At 37.4% G+C, this 19,545-nt stretch carries 14 protein-coding genes, 2 tRNA genes and 1 pseudogene; 10 read left to right on the top strand and 7 right to left on the bottom strand.

Annotated elements, in window-relative coordinates; translation table 11 throughout:
- Window positions 1-48: 48 nt before the first annotated feature.
- The 4 genes from H9Q20_RS12885 to lysS all read right to left on the bottom strand — a co-directional run bounded on the left by H9Q20_RS12885 (window position 49) and on the right by lysS (window position 4,804).
- Window positions 49-615, bottom strand: coding sequence for an RsiV family protein (locus H9Q20_RS12885; RefSeq protein WP_187477985.1), 567 nt, complete (start codon window positions 613-615; stop codon window positions 49-51).
- 7 nt (window positions 616-622) lie between these two features.
- Window positions 623-838, bottom strand: coding sequence for a hypothetical protein (locus tag H9Q20_RS12880; protein ID WP_187477984.1), 216 nt, complete (start codon window positions 836-838; stop codon window positions 623-625).
- Window positions 839-899: 61 nt separating this feature from the next.
- Window positions 900-2,834: a DNA topoisomerase (ATP-hydrolyzing) subunit B gene (gene gyrB / locus H9Q20_RS12875; protein ID WP_187477983.1), complete on the bottom strand. Its 1,935-nt coding sequence runs from the start codon at window positions 2,832-2,834 to the stop codon at window positions 900-902.
- 275 nt (window positions 2,835-3,109) lie between these two features.
- Window positions 3,110-4,804, bottom strand: coding sequence for a lysine--tRNA ligase (gene lysS / locus H9Q20_RS12870; RefSeq protein ID WP_124642730.1), 1,695 nt, complete (start codon window positions 4,802-4,804; stop codon window positions 3,110-3,112).
- A 198-nt stretch (window positions 4,805-5,002) separates the two neighbouring features.
- Here lysS and H9Q20_RS12865 point away from each other — a divergent pair, with 198 nt between their 5' ends.
- The 9 genes and pseudogenes from H9Q20_RS12865 (at window position 5,003) to H9Q20_RS12825 (ending at window position 16,385) form a co-directional block, all read left to right on the top strand.
- Window positions 5,003-5,395, top strand: a complete 393-nt coding sequence (locus H9Q20_RS12865) for a hypothetical protein (RefSeq protein WP_187477982.1) — start codon at window positions 5,003-5,005, stop codon at window positions 5,393-5,395.
- Between the two features lie 93 nt (window positions 5,396-5,488).
- Window positions 5,489-9,865 (top strand): annotated as a pseudogene (locus H9Q20_RS12860) (CusA/CzcA family heavy metal efflux RND transporter).
- Between the two features lie 66 nt (window positions 9,866-9,931).
- Window positions 9,932-11,065 carry an efflux RND transporter periplasmic adaptor subunit gene (locus H9Q20_RS12855; protein ID WP_124642738.1) on the top strand — a complete coding sequence of 378 codons (1,134 nt, stop codon included), beginning with the start codon at window positions 9,932-9,934 and terminating at the stop codon, window positions 11,063-11,065.
- 59 nt (window positions 11,066-11,124) lie between these two features.
- Window positions 11,125-11,700, top strand: a complete 576-nt coding sequence (locus tag H9Q20_RS12850) for an anthranilate synthase component II (RefSeq protein WP_187477981.1) — start codon at window positions 11,125-11,127, stop codon at window positions 11,698-11,700.
- 109 nt (window positions 11,701-11,809) lie between these two features.
- Complete coding sequence (lipB, locus tag H9Q20_RS12845; RefSeq protein WP_124642742.1) at window positions 11,810-12,532, top strand: lipoyl(octanoyl) transferase LipB; 723 nt, start codon at window positions 11,810-11,812, stop codon at window positions 12,530-12,532.
- 300 nt (window positions 12,533-12,832) lie between these two features.
- Window positions 12,833-13,435, top strand: coding sequence for a phosphatase PAP2 family protein (locus H9Q20_RS12840; RefSeq protein ID WP_187477980.1), 603 nt, complete (start codon window positions 12,833-12,835; stop codon window positions 13,433-13,435).
- Window positions 13,436-13,457: 22 nt separating this feature from the next.
- A complete protein-coding gene (locus H9Q20_RS12835; RefSeq protein WP_262385545.1) occupies window positions 13,458-13,916 on the top strand; it encodes a BlaI/MecI/CopY family transcriptional regulator in 459 nt (152 codons plus the stop codon).
- The gene (locus H9Q20_RS12830) at window positions 13,913-15,703 is read left to right on the top strand and encodes a DUF4153 domain-containing protein (RefSeq protein WP_187477979.1); all 1,791 of its coding nucleotides are present in this window, start codon (window positions 13,913-13,915) and stop codon (window positions 15,701-15,703) included. Before H9Q20_RS12835 ends, H9Q20_RS12830 begins: the two co-directional genes overlap by 4 nt.
- Window positions 15,704-15,707: 4 nt before the next feature.
- Window positions 15,708-16,385, top strand: a complete 678-nt coding sequence (locus H9Q20_RS12825) for an SIR2 family NAD-dependent protein deacylase (protein WP_124642750.1) — start codon at window positions 15,708-15,710, stop codon at window positions 16,383-16,385.
- 943 nt (window positions 16,386-17,328) lie between these two features.
- Here H9Q20_RS12825 and H9Q20_RS12820 read toward each other — a convergent pair.
- The 3 genes from H9Q20_RS12820 to fsa all read right to left on the bottom strand — a co-directional run bounded on the left by H9Q20_RS12820 (window position 17,329) and on the right by fsa (window position 18,404).
- Window positions 17,329-17,404, bottom strand: a tRNA-Met gene (locus H9Q20_RS12820).
- Between the two features lie 35 nt (window positions 17,405-17,439).
- A tRNA-Met gene (locus H9Q20_RS12815) sits at window positions 17,440-17,512 on the bottom strand.
- A 238-nt stretch (window positions 17,513-17,750) separates the two neighbouring features.
- Entirely contained in the window at window positions 17,751-18,404 is a 654-nt protein-coding gene (fsa, locus tag H9Q20_RS12810) for a fructose-6-phosphate aldolase (RefSeq protein WP_187477978.1), read from the bottom strand.
- Between the two features lie 126 nt (window positions 18,405-18,530).
- On the opposite strand from fsa, the gene H9Q20_RS12805 reads away from it, so the two are divergent.
- A complete protein-coding gene (locus H9Q20_RS12805; RefSeq protein WP_187477977.1) occupies window positions 18,531-19,481 on the top strand; it encodes an isopenicillin N synthase family dioxygenase in 951 nt (316 codons plus the stop codon).
- The last annotated feature ends 64 nt before the right edge of the window (window positions 19,482-19,545 follow it).

Raw genomic sequence — 19,545 nt, 5'->3', positions numbered from 1 at the left:
ATGGAGTATTCAAAACTTCATCGCTTTTTTTGTTTTTAGATGTTCCAATTATTTGGAATTCGTTCTTTGTACAAAAGATTCTTTTAGATCGGCTTTAATATCTTTAAACGGTACCGAAATCTTCACCACTCCAGCTGCGTAAGCCGTAATTTCGTATTGATTGTACACGAAGGTTATTTGGTCTTTATCAAAATAAAAATTATTATTCAATTCTATTTTGTCCACCAAAAGCATTTCTTTTTGATCTTTGTTAACAAAATGATCCATCAAAATTTTTGACCATTTGGCATCTTTTGGATTATTAAAAACATCATTTTGCGAAATGACTTTGTTATCTTTCAGATCAAAAACTTTATAGTTTTCAAAATAATATCCATGAGCACCTCCAGAAAAACCATCGCCAAAATAAGAAAGTGTTAAAATATCGTTGGTATTGGACACCAATTTCATACTGGAGTTGTCCCACCAAGTTTGTTCAAAATCAGGCTGATAAGATGTATCCCCACTTTTTGCTTGAGACAATGCGGTTTTAACTTCTTTTTCCAAATAATGCTGCATGGAAGCCTTGTCATATCCCTCAAATTTTAATTGAGTCGGAGCATAAATACTGTCCAATATCGTTTTATTTAAGGGTCGGAAATACCAAGACCTGAACCGATTTGGCAGACTTTAAGGTTTTAGATACCACAACTGAATCGACAACTTTTACCGAATCTATTTTAAAAGATTCAACTTGTTCTGTTTTTGATTCGGTAGAGCCATTTTTAGGCGGATCCACCGTCTTCTTGCAGGAGTAAATTCCCAAAGCAAGTACCAATGCAATACTTAATTTTTTCATGAATTGTAATTTTATTTAAAAATACAAAAACCTACCAATTCGGTAGGTCTTTGTGACTTTTTTATGCGTCAATTTTTGCATAGATGGCATTTTTCTCGATGAACTCTCGTCGTGGTGGGACTTCGTCGCCCATCAACATGGAGAATACATTATCGGCTTCAGCAAGACTTTCGATAGTTACTTGCTTCAGAATTCTATTTTCAGGACTTAAAGTGGTTTCCCAAAGTTGCTCCGGATTCATTTCCCCAAGACCTTTGTATCGTTGTACTTCTACTCCTTTTCCGTCAGGAGACATTTCCAAAGTTTTTTCTTCCCTCTCCTTTTCGTTGTAGGCGTAGATTTTTTTATTTCCTTTTTTCAACAAATACAACGGCGGTTGTGCAATGTAAATGTATCCGTTCTCGATCAATTCCTTCATGTATCTGAAGAAGAAAGTCAGGATAAGCGTAGAAATGTGAGAACCATCGATATCGGCATCGGTCATGATCACGATTTTATGATATCTTAGTTTACTCATATTCAAAGCTTTGCTATCCTCTTCTGTACCCACAGAAACACCAAGTGCGGTGTAGATGTTTTTAATTTCTTCGTTGTCGTACACTTTGTGCAACATGGATTTTTCCACATTTAGGATTTTACCTCTTAATGGAAGAATTGCTTGAAAATGACGGTCACGACCTTGTTTTGCCGTACCACCTGCGGAATCCCCTTCGACTAAGAAAATTTCAGAAATTGCAGGATCTTTAGACGAGCAGTCTGAAAGTTTCCCTGGAAGTCCAGAGCCACCCATGGGTGATTTTCTCTGAACCATCTCCCTGGCTTTTTTCGCTGCTTGTCTTGCTTTTGCTGCTAAGACTACTTTTTGTACGATGGTTTTTGCTTCGTTTGGATTTTCTTCCAAGAAATTGCTCAGCATTTCGCCCACAATTTTATCCACAGCACCAGAAACTTCTGAGTTTCCTAATTTTGTTTTTGTTTGACCTTCGAATTGAGGTTCCATTACTTTTACAGAAATCACCGCTGTAAGACCTTCTCGGAAGTCGTCTCCGGTAACTTCTACTTTTTCTTTTTGTGGAATTCCCAATTCATCGGCATATTTTTTCAGTGTACGGGTCAATGCTCTACGGAAACCTGCCAAATGCGTTCCCCCCTCATGAGTATTGATGTTGTTGACATAAGAATGCAGGTTTTCGTTGAACGAAGTGTTGTATCTCATGGCAACTTCAACCGGGATATCGTCTCTTTCGCCCTCCATGAAAATTACATTTTCCATGATGGCTTCACGATTCCCGTCAATGTATTGTACAAATTCTTTCAAACCGCCTTCAGAATGGAAAACTTCTTTTCTAAACGACCCGTCTTCCAGAGCCACTCTTTCATCGGAAAGGGTGATGGTAATTCCTTTATTCAAATAAGATAATTCACGAAGTCTGCTTGCTAAGGTATCGTAATTGTACACCAATTCGGTAAAAATGGTATCGTCCGGTTGGAAGAATTGTTTGGTACCGCGATAATCGCTGTTCCCAACTTGTTCTACACCGGTCTGAGCTTTCCCTCTTGAATATACTTGCTGATACACATTTCCATCACGGTAAACGGTAGTAATCATTTCGGTTGAAAGGGCATTAACACAAGAAACCCCAACCCCGTGAAGACCTCCGGAAACTTTATAGGAATCTTTGTCGAACTTACCTCCAGCACCAATTTTGGTCATTACCACTTCCAATGCCGATTTTTGTTCCTTCTCGTGGAAATCAACAGGAATACCACGCCCGTTGTCCATGACTTCAATTCCGTTGTTTTCTTTGATGGTTACCGAAATGGTATCGCAATATCCTGCCAAAGCCTCGTCGATGGAGTTATCCACCACCTCATACACCAAATGGTGAAGGCCTCTAAGACCTACATCACCAATGTACATGGATGGACGCATACGAACATGCTCCATGCCTTCCAAAGCCTGAATACTGCTTGCTGTATATTGTTTGTTGCTCATAATATTTTTTAGATTTTAGACTGTGAATTTTAAGAAAACAACGCGATTGAAATCCAATAAAACTTTCTATTTTATCAACATTTGCAGTCTACTTATTTTTTTAAAATGCTTACAAATATCGTGTTTTTTTTTGAGATATAAAAGTAGAAATTCAAATGAAAAAGCGAATTTTTAACCTTAATTTTATTTCAAATATCGAAAACAAAAAAGCGAACCGAAGTTCGCTTTTATATTAAGGTTTCATAATCCGCTTGGGACTGTTGTTTTCAAAAGTTTTACATCATTTGCATCAATAAAACTTCATCAACTTTATCCACTTTTACGATATTGTTTTTGGTTAAATTTTTTGAAGCTTTGTCCCATTTTTTTCCGGACAATCCCGATTTGTCTTTGATCTCGGACAATGGATATTGATCTCCGGATTTCAACAATTCTACAATAACCTTTTCATCCTCTCCCAATTCTACGGTTGGCGCAGCTTTTTCAGGACGCATTTGTGGGAAGAACAATACTTCTTGAATGGATTGCTGATTGGTCAAAAACATGATCAGCCTGTCCATACCAATTCCCAAACCGGAAGTTGGCGGCATACCGTATTCCAAGGCTCTCAAGAAATCTTGATCGATAAACATGGCTTCGTCATCGCCTCTTTCAGAAAGGGCCATTTGAGCTTCAAATCGTTCTCTTTGGTCGATAGGATCGTTCAATTCGGAATAGGCATTGGCAACTTCTTTACCACAAACCATCAATTCAAACCTCTCGGTTAATCCTTCTTTTGAACGGTGTTTCTTGGTTAGTGGTGACATCTCGATCGGATAATCCGTGATGAATGTCGGTTGTATGAAGTTACCTTCACATTTTTCACCAAAAATTTCATCAATCAATTTACCTTTACCCATGGTTTCATTAACCTCGATACCGATGGATTCTGCAAAAATTCTTAATTCGTCTTCTGTTTTACCGGTAATATCAAAACCTGTAAATCTCTCGATGGCCTCCTGCATGGACACTCTTGGGTACGGTGCTTTCCAATTGATGGTGTGCTCACCAAACTGCGATTCGGATGTACCGTTAACCGCAACTGCGCAACTTTCCAACAATTTTTCAGTGAAATCCATCATCCAGTTGTAGTCTTTGTAGGCTACATAAATTTCCATAGCGGTAAATTCCGGATTGTGAGTCCTGTCCATTCCTTCGTTTCTGAAGTTTTTGGAGAATTCATACACTCCATCAAAACCACCTACGATCAGTCTTTTGAGATACAATTCGTTGGCGATACGCATGTACAAAGGAATATCCAAAGCGTTGTGATGTGTCATAAAAGGTCGTGCTGCAGCACCACCAGGAATGGCTTGTAAAATTGGAGTTTCGACCTCGAAATATCCTGCATTGTTAAAATATGACCTCATGGCGTTGAACAACTTGGTTCTTTTCACGAAAATTTCTTTTACATGAGGGTTTACCGTAAGATCCACATAGCGTTGTCTGTATCTTAGTTCAGGATCATTGAATGCATCGTGTACCACTCCATTTTCATCGGTTTTTGCAATTGGAAGTGGACGAAGAGATTTGGTCAAAAGTTTGAAACCTTTCACCATCACCGTCATCTCTCCTACTTGGGTTTTGAACAATTCTCCTTCTATACCGATGATGTCACCGATATCCAAAAGATGCTTGTACACTTCGTTATACAAGTCTTTATCATCTCCAGGACAGATTTCGTCACGGTTGAAATACACTTGGATTTTACCGTCCGAATCTTGCAACTCAGCAAAACTTGCTTTTCCTTGGATTCTTCTGGACATCAATCTACCGGCAATTTGCACCTTTTTATTTTCCTCAAAGTTTTCCTTTATGGTTTTGGTGGTATCGCTTATGGTATATTCTTCTGCCGGAAAAGCATCAATTCCTAGGGCATTCAGCTTGTTTAGTTTTTCTCTACGGATAATTTCCTGTTCTGATAAAGACATTTTCTATTGATTTTATAAGTCTGCAAAATTAATGAATTTTCAGAAACATTGATTGATATAAATGTCGTTTTTAGTTTCAAATTTTGATAAATCTTAAAAAGTAGTAGAACCCCGTTTTTCTAAAGTGATTAAAATTTCATTAAAACCGAAACATTAAGTCTAAATTTTATTAATTTTGCAAAGATGATTTGAAGCTTAATGAAAAAATGGATTTCATATATTTTGATTGTGGTTTACCTCTTTACTTTTTCAGAGGTCAAGCAATTATTGAAAATTCCTAATCTTATTGAGCATTATTTCACGCACAGTCAAAAAGACAGCAGTACCACCATTTTTTCATTCCTGAAAATGCATTATCTGGAGGATCATGGTAAGGATGCCGACTACAAAGAGGACATGAAATTGCCTTTCAAAACGCACGACAACCAGTGCCATGCGATTTCTTCATCCACAACTACGCCACCAAAATCTTTTGAATTTTCTTTTGAAAATCATTTTTACTCAGAAAACATCAAGTCCAATTTTGGATACATTGAGCCCATTACTTCACAAAAAATTCACAGCGTTTTTCGACCGCCCGTTTTAGCATAAATTTCTAAAAACTCTCAATTGTCTATTGAGATAGACTTATTGCAGATTTCGCAATAGTTTTTCGTACTTTTTTTTCATTTAGAAATTTAGAAAATGCTTAATAAAATCATTCAATTTTCTATTCATAACAAACTGATTATCGGTTTGTTCACTTTCGGATTGGTCTTATTCGGAATATATGAACTGAAAAAACTCCCTATCGATGCAGTTCCGGATATTACAGACAACCAAGTTCAGATCATAACCACTTCACCCAGCCTTGGAGCGCCAGATGTAGAGCGATTTATCACTTATCCTTTGGAACAGGCCAACAGCAATATTCAGGGCATCAAGCAAATGAGAAGTTTCTCTCGATTCGGATTGTCCGTTATCACCATCGTATTTCATGATGATGTCGATATCTATTGGGCAAGACAACAGGTTGCGGAACGGTTGCAACAAGCCACCAAAGACATTCCTGAAAGTCTTGGCACACCAAGTATGGCTCCCATAACAACAGGGTTGGGAGAAATTTACCAATATATTTTGCGACCAAAAACAGGTTATGAACATCGATTTGATGATATGAAACTTCGTACCCTGCAAGATTGGTTGGTTCGGCGACAGCTATTAGGAACTCCTGGCGTTGCCGATGTAGCCAGTTTTGGTGGCGAACTAAAACAATATGAAGTTGCCGTAAACCCATCCACTTTAAAATCCATGGGCGTTACGATGACTGAAGTTTTTGAAGCCCTACAAAACAACAACCAAAATACCGGTGGTGCTTATATAGAAAAAGGTCCACGGGTTTTATTCATCCGAACCGAAGGTTTAATGGGTAAAATTGCCGACATCGAAAATACCGTTATTAAAAATTTACCCGACGGAACCCCTATTTTGGTGAAAAATATTGGAAAAGTACAATACGGAAAAGCCATAAGATACGGAGCCATGACCTACAACGGAAAAGGTGAAGTTGCCGGTGCCGTGGTAATGATGATGAAGGGCGGCAACTCGAGTCAGGTCATCAAAGATGTTAAATCCAAAATAGAAGAAATACAAAAAACCTTACCCGAAGGTGTAAAAATAGAACCCTTTTTGGATAGAACGAAAATGGTGGACAATGCCATTTCTACTGTGACCACCAACCTGTTAGAAGGGGCATTAATCGTGATTTTTGTTCTGGTACTGTTCTTAGGAAATCTTAGAGCTGGACTTTTAGTCGCTTCAGTAATCCCGCTATCCATGCTGTTTGCCATCATCTTAATGAATGTTTTTGGGGTATCTGGAAACCTGATGAGTCTGGGTGCTTTGGATTTTGGTCTGATTGTCGATGGTGCCGTAATTATTGTAGAAGCCGTACTGCACAAATTGTATTTTGATAAAAGCAAAACCATAGGGAGAATTTCACAAAAGGAAATGGATACCGATGTCTATACCTCGGCCAGTAAAATGATGAACTCTGCCGTGTTTGGACAAATAATTATCCTGATTGTCTATTTGCCGATACTCACTTTGCAAGGCATAGAAGGAAAGATGTTCAAACCCATGGCACAAACGGTAATCTTCGCTTTGTTGGGGGCGTTCATTTTATCATTGACCTACATCCCCATGATGAGCAGCATTTTTCTGTCCAAGAAAACCACACACAAAAAAAACATCTCCGACAGGATGATGGAAAATTTGCAGAAAATTTATTTAAAAACTTTAGATAAGGTTCTAAAAATCCCGAATTACCTGATTATTTCAGCTGTTGCTCTATTCATCTGTTCGTTATGGCTGATGAGTCGTTTGGGAGGTGAGTTTATCCCAAATCTTCCGGAAGGTGACTTTGCTGTGGAAACTCGGGTTTTGACAGGATCTAATTTGAAAACCTCCACAGATGCCGTATTAAAAGCACAGCAGGTGTTGATGAAAAAATTTCCAGAAATTGAAAAAATTGTTGGTAAAACCGGAAGTAGCGAAATCCCAACCGATCCCATGCCTATAGAAGCCAGTGACATGATGGTCATCCTAAAACCTAGAAAAGAATGGACTTCGGCCAAAACTTACGACGAACTCGCAGAAAAAATGACGGCTGAACTTAAAAAAAACCTGATTGGGACTACCTTTTCTTTTCAATATCCTGTTGCCATGAGATTTAATGAACTAATGACAGGCGCCAGACAAGATGTGGTTTGTAAAATTTTTGGCGAAAATCTGGATACTTTGAAAGTCTATGCTGACAAATTGGGTGCGATTTCTAAAAAAATAGAAGGTGCCGAAAACATTTTTGTAGAACCCATTTCCGGAATGCCACAAATCGTTATCACCTACAACCGTGATGCTCTTTCCCAATATGGAATGAATGTGAACACGGTAAATAATTTGGTAAACACCGCATTTGCAGGTCAAACTACAGGATCCATTTTCGAAGATGAAAAACGATTTGATCTGGTGGTTCGTTTGGATGGCGATCAAAGAAAAAACATAGATGATGTCAATAATTTATTGATCACAACACCTTCAGGCACGGAGATTCCGCTAAGCTCTGTAGCTCAAGTAGAACTCAAAGAAAGTGTCAACCAAATCCAAAGAGAAAATGCACAACGAAGAATTTTTGTGGGATTCAATGTTAAAAATCGCGACATACAATCCACGGTAAGTGATTTGCAAAAAGCTGTGGAAAAAAATCTAAAACTACCTGCAGGTTACAGCATAAAGTATGGAGGCACTTTTGAAAACTTACAAGAAGCCCAATCTCGATTGTCCATCGCAGTTCCCATCAGTCTTTTATTGATTTTACTGATGTTGTATTTTGCCTTCAATTCGGTCAAATACGGGTTGTTAATTTTCACAGCTATTCCTCTATCAGCCATCGGTGGAATATTTGCACTTTGGCTTCGGGATATGAACTTCAGCATTTCTGCTGGCGTAGGATTCATCGCGTTATTTGGGGTTGCTGTACTGAACGGAATTGTCTTGGTAGCCGAATTTAACCGACAAAAATCCCATACATCCGATCTGAAAGAAGTGGTAAAATTAGGAGGAAAAAACCGATTGCGCCCCGTTCTGATGACCGCTTTTGTAGCCTCACTCGGATTTTTACCCATGGCGATCAGTCAAGGCGAAGGAGCCGAAGTCCAAAGACCTTTAGCCACAGTGGTTATCGGCGGTTTGCTGTTGGCAACCTTTCTCACCTTATTCCTGCTGCCCATCTTCTACATTTGGTTTGAAAATCATTTGAACAAAAAGGATAAGCAAAACACAACCGATTTAAAAAAATAATCCATGAAAAATCTTCAAAAAAATATAAAAACAGCCGCTGCCCTAACCTTTGTATTGGGAATTTCTCTGGTCAATGCGCAAAACAAAATCTCCTTGGACAGAGCCATAGAACTGGGTTTTCAGAACAATTTGAATCTAAAAACTCGAGTGTTAAAAGTAGAATACCATGAAAAAATGAAGAAATCCTATGCCACCATCGATCCGTTGGGAATTGAGGGCGAAGTGGGACAATTCAACTCAGAAAAAACGGATAATAGAATTTCCATCAGCCAAAACCTGAGGCTTCCGGGATTTTACAAAAAACAAAAACAAGTTTTATTGGAAGAATGGAAAAACGCCAACCTGGGTGTAGAAATTCAGAAACTTGCGCTAAAAAAAGAAATCTCATTGGTCTATAACGAACTGAATTACCAAGATGAGAAAAGAAAACTTTTGGAAAAAACTGACAGCCTGTACGCTCAATATTATAAAAAAGCCACTTTGAGATTGAAAAAAGGTGAAAGCAATATTTTGGAAAAAACAACAGCCGAAAATTATCGTGCTCAAGCCAAAATACAGCTGGATAATCTGTTGGAAGACCAAAAATATACCCTTTCTATGTTCAATTACCTCATTCAAGACAAGGAAAATTACATCAATGAAAATCAAAATTTCTATAGAGCAGATTTATTTTCAAGCGACGAAAACTTCTCAGGAAATCCCCTGCTCATACAGCAATTGGAACAAGAAAAAAATATCGAATCTGCAAAATTAGGTTCCGAAAGAGCCAAACTTTCACCCATTTTCAATGTAGGCATCAATTCCATGACCATTGCCGGAACCGGAGACAGCAACAGCAAAAGATTTCAAAGTGCTGTGTTGGGCGTATCCATTCCGCTTTTCAATTCGGCTCAAAAATCCGTGATTGAAGCTCAAAAAATCAACCAAAAAATTGCTGAAAACAATTATACTTTGGGGCTGAAATCTATGGAAATCCAATATTCTAAACTGATAAATGAGTTTAAAAAACTGAAAAACGAACAAAATTATTACAAAACCCAAGGATTAGAAAACGCCTCAACCATCCTGAAAACTGCGGACAGACTTTTCTACGAAGGCGAAATTAATTATTTGGAATGGTCCATTTTGGTCAATCAGAGTTTGGAAATCCAAAATAAATACATCGACAATCAGAAGAACATCAACGAAAAAATTATTGAACTTAACAGCCTGAAAGGACTTTAAATACAACTTCCATTTTCTATGAAAAATAAAAAAGATTAAAGTTCGATCCTCATAAATTTTACTAAAATGAAAAAAACAATCCTCATATTTCTATCCATTTTCACACTTTTTTCTTGCTCAAAAGAGGAAAAACCCGGTGAAGAAAGTCACGAAATTTCTGCTGATGGCAACAGCATCAGCCTAAACGATGCACAAATAAAAAATGCAGGTATAGAAACCACCCTTCCGGAAAACCTGTCCATCTCGGGTACCATCCGTCTGAACGGCAGTATTGATGTCCCGCCACAAGGTACAGCAAGCGTTTCGGCTCCCAGTGGAGGTTATGTCCGTCGATCGCAGTTTATGCCTGGAGACAACATTGCAAAAGGACAGATTTTAGCGGTATTGGAAGATCCTGAAATTGTACAACTTCAGCAAGATTATCTTTTGGCAAAGTCCAATTTGGGTTATGCTCAGAAAGATTACTCCCGACAAAAAGACCTGAATAAAAGCCAAGCCAGTTCGGACAAAGTGATGCAAAAAGCACAAAACGAAGCTAAAAATCAGGAAATATTAATGAAAGGAATGGCTCAAAAACTTCGTGCGTTGGGCATCAATCCCGATCAACTTTCAGCCAATACCATTACAAAAACGGTCGCTGTTCGTTCACCCATTTCCGGATATATTTCTTCGGTTAATATCCATTTGGGACAATATGTATCACCCAACGAAAAGTTATTTGAAATTGTAAATACCGAAGATACCCATCTTATTCTGAAGGTTTTTGAGAAAGATTTGCCCAACATTCACAAGGGACAATCGGTCTTTGCATACACCAATGAAAATCCAGACAAAAAATACGAGGCCGAAATCATCTTAATTTCTCAGGATTTCGCTCCAGATCGATCGGTAATTGTGAATTGTCATTTTAAAAAATACGATCCCAAACTCATCCCCGGAACTTTTATGAATGCCGATGCCGAAATCCATCGTCAAAACGGTACGGTATTACCGGAAGATGCCGTGGTTACTTGGGAAGACAAGCAGTACATATTCGAGGAAATTAAACCCAAAAACTATAAAATGGTAGAAGTAAAAATTGGAAATTCCGAAAACGGCTATCAACAAATTTTACAAACCAACACGGATATCCTGAAAAAGAAAATCGTAACCAAAGGAGCGTATCAACTTCTTATGGCACTTAAAAATGTTGAAGAATAAGTACGAGATGGCCTCGTTTCATTTGGCTTTTTATTTTAAAAGAATCTTATTTTTGCCCCATGAAAGTATTAATTGTTGATAATTACGACAGTTTCACCTACAATTTATTGCAATTGGTTGAGCAAATTTTTGGTAAGCAGCATGTTTTTGTCGCTAAAAACGATGAAATTTCTTTAGATGAAATTCAACAATACGACAAAATCATTCTCTCTCCTGGGCCGGGCATTCCGTCCGAAGCGGGCTTGTTGTTGGAAGTCATCAAAAATTATTGGACCCAAAAACCAATCTTAGGCGTGTGCCTCGGCTTGCAAGCCATTGTAGAAGCTTTTGGTGGCGAGTTGCAAAACTTAAGCGAAATACACCACGGTGTCGCCAGCAATTTGCACATAAAAAATAAGAACACTGTACTTTTTCAGAACATTCCAAATCATTGTTCCGTAGGTCGATACCACAGTTGGGCTGCAAAAACCGAAAATTTCCCAAAAGATTTGGAAATAACCGCCACCGACGAAAAAGGAATTGTTATGGCTCTGGCACATCAAAAATACCCAATACATGCAGTACAATTTCATCCGGAAAGCATACTCACCCCATTGGGAAAAAAAATGATGGAGAATTTTTTATTGTTAAATTGATTTTAACTTTTTAATTAAAATAATATTCATTGCATAGCATTATTTTTACTAATTTTGCAATCTACTTTTCATCAAAATAGAAGTAAAACTTTACAAAAATCATTTCAAAATGACCATTACCCAAAATAAAACCGTTCAATTCGAAGATTTAGGACTCAAAGAATATTTACCCGCTTTTGAATATCAAGAACAATTGATGAAATCCATCATCGATGTGAAACTGAAAAACGGAAAGGAAAACAACGACGAATACGAAGTTACCAACAACCATTTTTTATTTGTAGAACATCCTCATGTTTACACTTTGGGAAAATCCGGTGACGAAATTCACCTGCTCATCAACGATGAAAAACTAAAAGAAATCAACGCTACATTTGTCAAAACCAATCGCGGTGGCGACATTACCTATCACGGTTTTGGACAGATCGTAGGCTATCCCATCTTGGATCTGGACAATTTCAAGTCGGACATCCACCTGTACATGCGTAATTTGGAAGAAGTCATCATCCGAGTGATTGCCGAATACGGACTGAAAGGCGAAAGAAGTAAAGGCGAAACCGGAGTTTGGTTGGATGTTGGGACACCGTTTGCCAGAAAAATTTGCGCCATGGGTGTTAAAACTTCCAAATGGGTTACCATGCACGGATTTGCCCTGAATGTAAATACCGACCTCAGATATTTCGAATACATCATTCCTTGTGGCATCAAGGACAAAGCCGTAACCTCCATAGCCAGAGAGTTGGAAAGAAATCTTTCCGACGAAGAAATTGTGGACTTGAAAACAAAAATAAAAAAACATTTCCAAGATGTTTTCGAAGCCGAATTTATATAACCATTCAAATTAGACTAAACTATCTTTCTAAGCAGTACGAAATTTTTGTACTGCTTTTTTATTGGGGCACCATTTCCTCGCCCTTTTGGGTACGCTTCGCTTCCGTGCTACGCACCTGCTCGTCCCTCGCAGCCATCGGTCTCGGGGTGCAATTTGGGATACCTAAGAAGGGCAGAGAAAATATGAAATTCATTCAAAAAAAAAATAATCTTTAAAACCTGAACAGCATCAAGTCCCCCTCTCCAACCTTAAAAATTAGATTTATAAAAATATCTTATTTTTGAAATCACAATTCCAAGCATGAAAAAAACCAATCCACTTTTAGAAAAGTTTTCCAAAATAATTTCAACGGCATTCAATCCTATTTTTTCATTGGTGGCATTTTTCATCTACAACTTTTACCAACAACCCACCGGTCAGAGCTTTTCCACAACATTCTTACCCCTACTTTTGGGCATCATTTTGCCCATCATCCTTTGGATTTTTTGGAATGTCAAAAGAGGGAAATACACCGACTCCGATGTATCCAACCAAGGACAGAGAAACAGTCTGTACTTGGTCATCGTTGGTTTGCTCTGCGCATTTTTGGTATGGGATCATCAAGCCAATCAAAACATCGATATTAAAATTGCTTTTTTACTCCTCCTCTTCCTCCTGATGATGCTCAGCAATTTCTTCATAAAAAGCTCAATGCATACGGCATTCAACATTTATGTATCTACTTTGTTTTTTGCCATCAACCCAATGGTGGGAGGCATTTGGCTTGTATTAACCGCATTTGTTGCCTACACCAGAATTGTATTGAAAAGACATACCCCAAAAGAAATTATTGCTGGGACTTGTATCGCTTCTATCGTTTCTTTTATTTATCTTTATTCAAACATTCTACTGAATTTGAAATAATCCAATATTTACAAAAATCAACATGAAAATAAATTCCCTAACGGCTGTCGAAGAACAAACCATGCAAGTCCTTTGGACACTAAACTCATTCTATCTGAAAGATGTGATGGCACAACATCCAGAGCCGATACCCCACCAGAATACCATATCCACTTATCTAAAAATACTGACCGAAAAAGGCTATTTGATCACCGAAAAAGAAGGACGAATTTTCAAATACAGCGTTTCCATTCCTTTAGAGAAATACAAAGAACACCTTGTCGATGAATTGTTTCAAAAATTTTTCTCAGAAAACCGAACAGAACTTCTACAAATATTAGTCAAAAAAAACATCATCGAAAAAAACGATTTGTTGGAAATATTTGACCTGAAAATCAAACTAAAAGATGAAAAATCAGAAGTGAAACCGTCCATAGTTGATGAAATTTTGAAGCCCAAAGACAAAAAGAAAAAGAAAAAGAAGAAAAAAAATAAAGATTGAACTTAGATAGAAACACGATGAAAAATCACCTGTCCCAATATGCTCAAAAAATAAGTTTGGTTATAAAAAACTATCCTTGGGTTATCATAATGGCCTTAACGGCTGCGGTATCATCCGTTATTTTGGTAGAAAACAGCGGAGCTGAAAACTTTGTTTTCAACAAAATTGTATTTACAACCTGTTTGGGCATTTCGCTGATGTTTGCAGCAAAGTTTATAGGACAACGCTGGAGATTGGGCTACCTTTCGGAAGGCATATCCCTTTTGCTGTTGCTGGGATTTTATTTTTTATTGCCCCAAACCGAAAACGATTTTTCTGAAGTTTATGCCTTTCTACTGATCCCGATATATTTGATTTCGCATTTGGTGGTGGCCGTTTCGTCCCAACATCCGTCACAAACAGAAAATAAATTTTGGGAATTCAACAAAAATCTTTTTATAAATGCTTTTTTAACGGTTGTATTTACGGGCGTACTCATTGGAGGTGTCCAGTTGGCAATTTTAGCCGTGGACAAACTTTTTAACCTTAACCTTCCCAATGATCTTTATGCCAAAACCTTTGTGTTTTTAGCCATATTGGGTTCATGTTTGGCTTTTTTATTGTTCAGCTCCGATGGATTGGAAGGCTTGGAAAAACTGGAAGAATATCCAAAAACACTGAAATTTTTTACCCAATTTGTACTCATCCCTCTGCTTATCGTCTATGCCATCATCCTTTATTTTTATATGGGGAAAATCATCCTTCAGTGGGAGCTACCATTTGGCTGGGTTTCGTATCTGATCTTGGCCTATTCCGTTCTCGGGATTTTGGCTTTACTTTTGGTTCATCCTTTAAAAGAGGACAATACCAAATCCTGGGTGAGGATTTTTTCCAAACTCTTCTTTTACACCCTGATACCGCTCATTATTTTGTTGATGATCGCTATTTTCACCAGAATATTTGAATACGGAATTACAGAACCTCGATATTTTGTTTTGGCATTGGCCGTTTGGCTTTCGGTACTTGCTTTGTATTTTGTTTTTAGTAAAAAGGATAAAATACAGTTCATCCCTATTTCATTGATGATTACTGCAATATTCTCTATCGGAATGCCTTATTTCAATGCATTTTCGGTTTCAAAAAGAAGCCAAAAAATGGAGCTTGAAAAAGTCTTAATTCGCGAAAAGATTCTTAGTCATGGTAAAATCAATTTCAACAAAACCATCACCAACCGTTCGGCCAACGAAATAACCGACAAATTGACTTTTCTAATGATAAGAAAAGAGCAAGGTGAGGTGAAAAAATATCTCACCTCGAAAGATTTTGACACGATTGTAAAAGAAGATAATAACCGTTGGAAATACACCTATCAATCGAATATCAGAAATTTATTCACCCGTGTTACGCAAGAAAACAACCCACCTTTGGATGAAGTAAGAGAACTACTTTCTTCCAATTCGTTTTCGGACATTTCCGACTATCATTACATGGCCAATTCATATAATTTCCTGAACAACAATGGATTAAAACTCAACCATGAAACCCTTAGCATTGAAGATCGTTTTGATAAAAACAGGGTATTTAAAATTAAACTTTCTACGGGTGAAGAAGTGGATCTTATTCCTTTGGTTGAAAAAAAGTTAAATGAATATTCTAAAGCCTCGACCACTCTACCGGAAGTCGCAATAGAAACGGATCTTGGCAATTATCATGTTAAACTTGTTTTCGAACGAATTTCAACCTCTGGAAAAAATAAATACAACACCCTGTTTTGGGGAAATTATATCGTACTTATCAAAGAAAAATAAAAGAATGAAAAAGAAAATCGTGGTTTTGTCCGGTGCCGGAATTTCGGCAGAAAGTGGTATTAAAACCTTTAGAGATGCAGATGGATTATGGGAAAATCACAAAATTGAAGAGGTAGCCAGTCCCGAAGGTTTTGCCAAAAACCCAGAATTGGTCTTGGAATTTTACAACCAACGAAGAAGACAACTGGACGAAGTACAACCCAATGAAGCCCACAAAATTCTGGCCGAATTGGAAAAAAATTTCATCGTTGAAATCATCACCCAAAATGTTGATGACTTGCACGAAAGAGCGGGATCTACAAATGTCCTACACCTTCACGGTGAACTAAAAAAAGCCAGACCTGTGGATAACGACCAAATTATCTTGCCTTGCAATTCCGATATCCACTTGGGAGATTGCGATGAACGAGGTGTACAACTAAGACCGCATATCGTTTGGTTTGGTGAGACGGTTCCGGAAATGGAGAAAGCTGTAGAAATAGCTTCCAATGCAGACATTTTCATCATTATCGGTACATCGCTGCAAGTCTATCCAGCAGCTGGACTCATCCATGAAATCCCGGAGCATTGCGAGTTATATTTAATTGATCCCAACCTTCCAAATAATTATACACTTTCCAAGAACTGTTTCCAAACGACAGCTGTAGAAGGTATGAAACAATTAATAGAGAGGCTTAGATAATTCCATCAAAAAAAGCCACACTTTTCAGTATGGCTTTGCTTACTTTAGAAAATTCAAATAAATGAAGAGTGGTTATTAGTTATTTTTTTCTTTTGTAAAATTAGTTCTATTTTCATCAAATAATTATAGGAAATACACCTTTTTATTAAATAAAGCCGACCGAAGTCGGCTTTAATCATCAATTATTGATGAAATGAAGAAAATAGAAATTATTTCTCAAAAATATCATCTTCATTGAATACTCAAAAGGGGGAAAACACCCTTTTTACTTTTAAAAGTAAAATTTTAATTAAAAACAACTGTACGATTTACAAAATTTAAATAAAACTCTCAAAACCTCCTATTAATTGCCTGAAATTTTAATATTCGTTGCCAAATGATGGAGAGGAGTCTGTGAAAAATTTAAAAAAAGCCGTTTCACAAGATTGTGAGACGGCTTTAATCATCATCATTTGTTGTTATGAAGAAAATAGAAATTATACATCAAATGTAAATCGTTTATAAAATTCAGAAAAGAGGAAAAACACCCAAATTTAAATTCTGTTTAACTTTCTGATATTAAGTATAGCAAATAAAATAAAGCCGACAATGTCGGCTTTATTCATCATCATTTGTTGTTCTGAAGAAAATAGAAAGTATGGTTCAAATGTACATCCCTTATAAATACTAAAACATAGGAAAAACACCCAAATTCAAATTTTGTTTAATTTAATTAACACATTCCACACAAATTCACGAAATAAAAACATGTATTTTACATCAATAATTAAAAAAAGGCAATCAATAAAAAGTTTAATACGAATGATAAAAAACCGTTTCACGGCTTCAACAGTTTTAATATAACATATAAATTCTAATGATTCACATGTATTTATTTTTCTAAAAATAGGATCTGTATTGATATTTAGGACAAAAAAAAGAGAATCATTTCTGATTCTCCTATTGGTAGCGGGGACACGACTCGAACGTGCGACCTCCGGGTTATGAGCCCGACGAGCTACCTACTGCTCTACCCCGCGGTGTTTTTTTTACAAGCTTACCGAAAGCTTCTTAGTAGCGGGGACACGACTCGAACGTGCGACCTCCGGGTTATGAGCCCGACGAGCTACCTACTGCTCTACCCCGCGATATTGTGGTGCAAATATAGGAACATTTCCGTACATAGCAAATTTTACTTTCTTTTTTTTCGTCAGAAACCTTTTAAACACTGATATTCAGAGGAATTGATTTACTCAATAAAACATTAATCCCTTGATAATGGATAGAAAGTCCGAGTGCTTGAGAACTAAAACATCAACTATTTTCAACCAAAAACTCCAGCTTAGAAAAAAACTGGAGTTCAAAATGTATAGTATGACTATGGTGCTACATCATTTTCTTTGAATCTTCAATGAATTGAGCCAAACCATTATCCGTTAAAGGATGTTTTATAAGGCTTAAAATTGGAGGAAGTGGAGAGGTGATGACATCAGCTCCAATTTTTGCACAATTGATGATATGCATGGAATGACGAATGGATGCGGCGAGAATTTGGGTTTCGAAACCGTAGTTATCGAAAATCTCACGAATTTCTTCAATCAGCATCAGACCATCGGTTGAAATATCGTCCAGCCTTCCTAAGAATGGCGAAACATAAGTCGCTCCGGCCTTTGCTGCCAACAAGGCTTGTCCAGCAGAAAAAATCAAAGTACAATTGGTCTTTATCCCTCGATCCGCAAAATATTTTAACGCCTTAACTCCGTCTTTGATCATTGGGATTTTTACCACAATATTGGGGTGTATGGAAGCCAACTCTTCGCCTTCCCTGATCATTTCTTCGTAAGTTGTAGAAAGTACTTCGGCAGAGATATCGCCATCTACAATCTCGCAAATGGTTTTATAATGTTGCATGATGGCATTGGTCCCGGAGATGCCTTCCTTTGCCATCAACGATGGATTGGTCGTTACTCCATCTAAAACTCCTAAATCTTGTGCCTCTCTGATCTGATCCAGATTGGCTGTATCGATAAAAAATTTCATAAAATTATTTTTTACAAATATAATCATTTCTCTTAGGAAGATTAGCGGAGTACGGTTCGAATTATTTGAAATAAAAAATAGATTTTTACACAAAAAACTCTACTTTCGTATTCGTAAATTCTAATTATGGAAAAGATACCCAGTGTAGATTTGCGTGATTTCCTTTCGGACAACCCGGAACGCAAGCAGAAATTTGTAAATGAAATCGGAAAAGCCTACGAAGAAATTGGTTTCGTAGCATTAAAAGGACATTTCTTGGACGATGCTTTGGTCGAAGCTCTTTATCATGAAGTTCAAAATTTTTTCTCACTTCCTGTTGAGACCAAACAGAAATACGAAATCCCGGGAATTGGTGGACAAAGAGGTTATGTTGGTTTTGGTAAAGAAACTGCTAAAGGCTTTAAAAAAGGAGACTTGAAAGAGTTTTGGCACTTTGGACAGTATTTGGATGAAAATTCTAAATATCAATCCGAATATCCTGAAAATGTTGAAGTAACGGAGCTTCCAAAATTCAATGAAGTAGGAAAGCAAACCTATCAAATGTTGGAAAAGACAGGAAAATATGTCCTAAGAGCATTGTCCCTGCATCTTGGTTTGGAAGAAAATTATTTTGACCAATACATTGCCGAGGGAAATTCCATACTTAGACCCATCCACTACCCTCCTATCACACAAGAGCCGGATGATGCCGTGAGAGCGGCAGCACATGGTGATATTAACCTAATTACGCTTTTGATGGGTGCACAAGGAAAAGGATTGCAGGTGCAAAATCATAATGGAGATTGGATTGATGCGATTGCTGAAGCCGATGAATTGATGATTAATGTGGGCGATATGCTTTCCAGACATTCTAACAACAAGTTGAAATCCACCATACACCGAGTGGTCAATCCGCCTCGAGAATTGTGGGGAACTTCCCGATATTCCATTCCTTTTTTTATGCATCCGGTAAGCGAAATGAAGCTCGATGCTCTTGAAAATTGTGTGGATGACAACCATCCCAAACTCTATCCCGATACCACTGCTGGTGAATATCTTAGAGAACGATTGATTGAACTGGGATTGATTAAAATTTAAAAAATAAAAAAAAGCCACTGAAAAGTACGATTCAGTGGCTTTATTTATCTTGCACAAAATACAA

Source organism: Amniculibacterium sp. G2-70 (assembly GCF_014353055.1).
Taxonomy (GTDB): Bacteria; Bacteroidota; Bacteroidia; order Flavobacteriales; family Weeksellaceae; genus Amniculibacterium; species Amniculibacterium aquaticum.
The sequence above is the reverse complement of the archived record's forward strand: the minus strand, read 5'-3'. Positions and strand labels throughout refer to the sequence as shown.

Excerpts from the sequence above, each read along its gene's own strand:
- H9Q20_RS12855 (WP_124642738.1), top strand. The coding sequence starts at position 9,932 with ATGAAAAAAACAATCCTCATATTTCTATCCATTTTCACACTTTTTTCT.
- fsa (WP_187477978.1), bottom strand. The coding sequence starts at position 18,404 with ATGAAATTTTTTATCGATACAGCCAATCTGGATCAGATCAGAGAGGCA.
- H9Q20_RS12835 (WP_262385545.1), top strand. The coding sequence starts at position 13,458 with ATGAAAATAAATTCCCTAACGGCTGTCGAAGAACAAACCATGCAAGTC.
- lipB (WP_124642742.1), top strand. The coding sequence starts at position 11,810 with ATGACCATTACCCAAAATAAAACCGTTCAATTCGAAGATTTAGGACTC.
- lysS (WP_124642730.1), bottom strand. The coding sequence starts at position 4,804 with ATGTCTTTATCAGAACAGGAAATTATCCGTAGAGAAAAACTAAACAAG.
- H9Q20_RS12840 (WP_187477980.1), top strand. The coding sequence starts at position 12,833 with ATGAAAAAAACCAATCCACTTTTAGAAAAGTTTTCCAAAATAATTTCA.
- H9Q20_RS12805 (WP_187477977.1), top strand. The coding sequence starts at position 18,531 with ATGGAAAAGATACCCAGTGTAGATTTGCGTGATTTCCTTTCGGACAAC.
- H9Q20_RS12850 (WP_187477981.1), top strand. The coding sequence starts at position 11,125 with ATGAAAGTATTAATTGTTGATAATTACGACAGTTTCACCTACAATTTA.
- H9Q20_RS12880 (WP_187477984.1), bottom strand. The coding sequence starts at position 838 with ATGAAAAAATTAAGTATTGCATTGGTACTTGCTTTGGGAATTTACTCC.
- H9Q20_RS12865 (WP_187477982.1), top strand. The coding sequence starts at position 5,003 with ATGAAAAAATGGATTTCATATATTTTGATTGTGGTTTACCTCTTTACT.
- gyrB (WP_187477983.1), bottom strand. The coding sequence starts at position 2,834 with ATGAGCAACAAACAATATACAGCAAGCAGTATTCAGGCTTTGGAAGGC.
- H9Q20_RS12825 (WP_124642750.1), top strand. The coding sequence starts at position 15,708 with ATGAAAAAGAAAATCGTGGTTTTGTCCGGTGCCGGAATTTCGGCAGAA.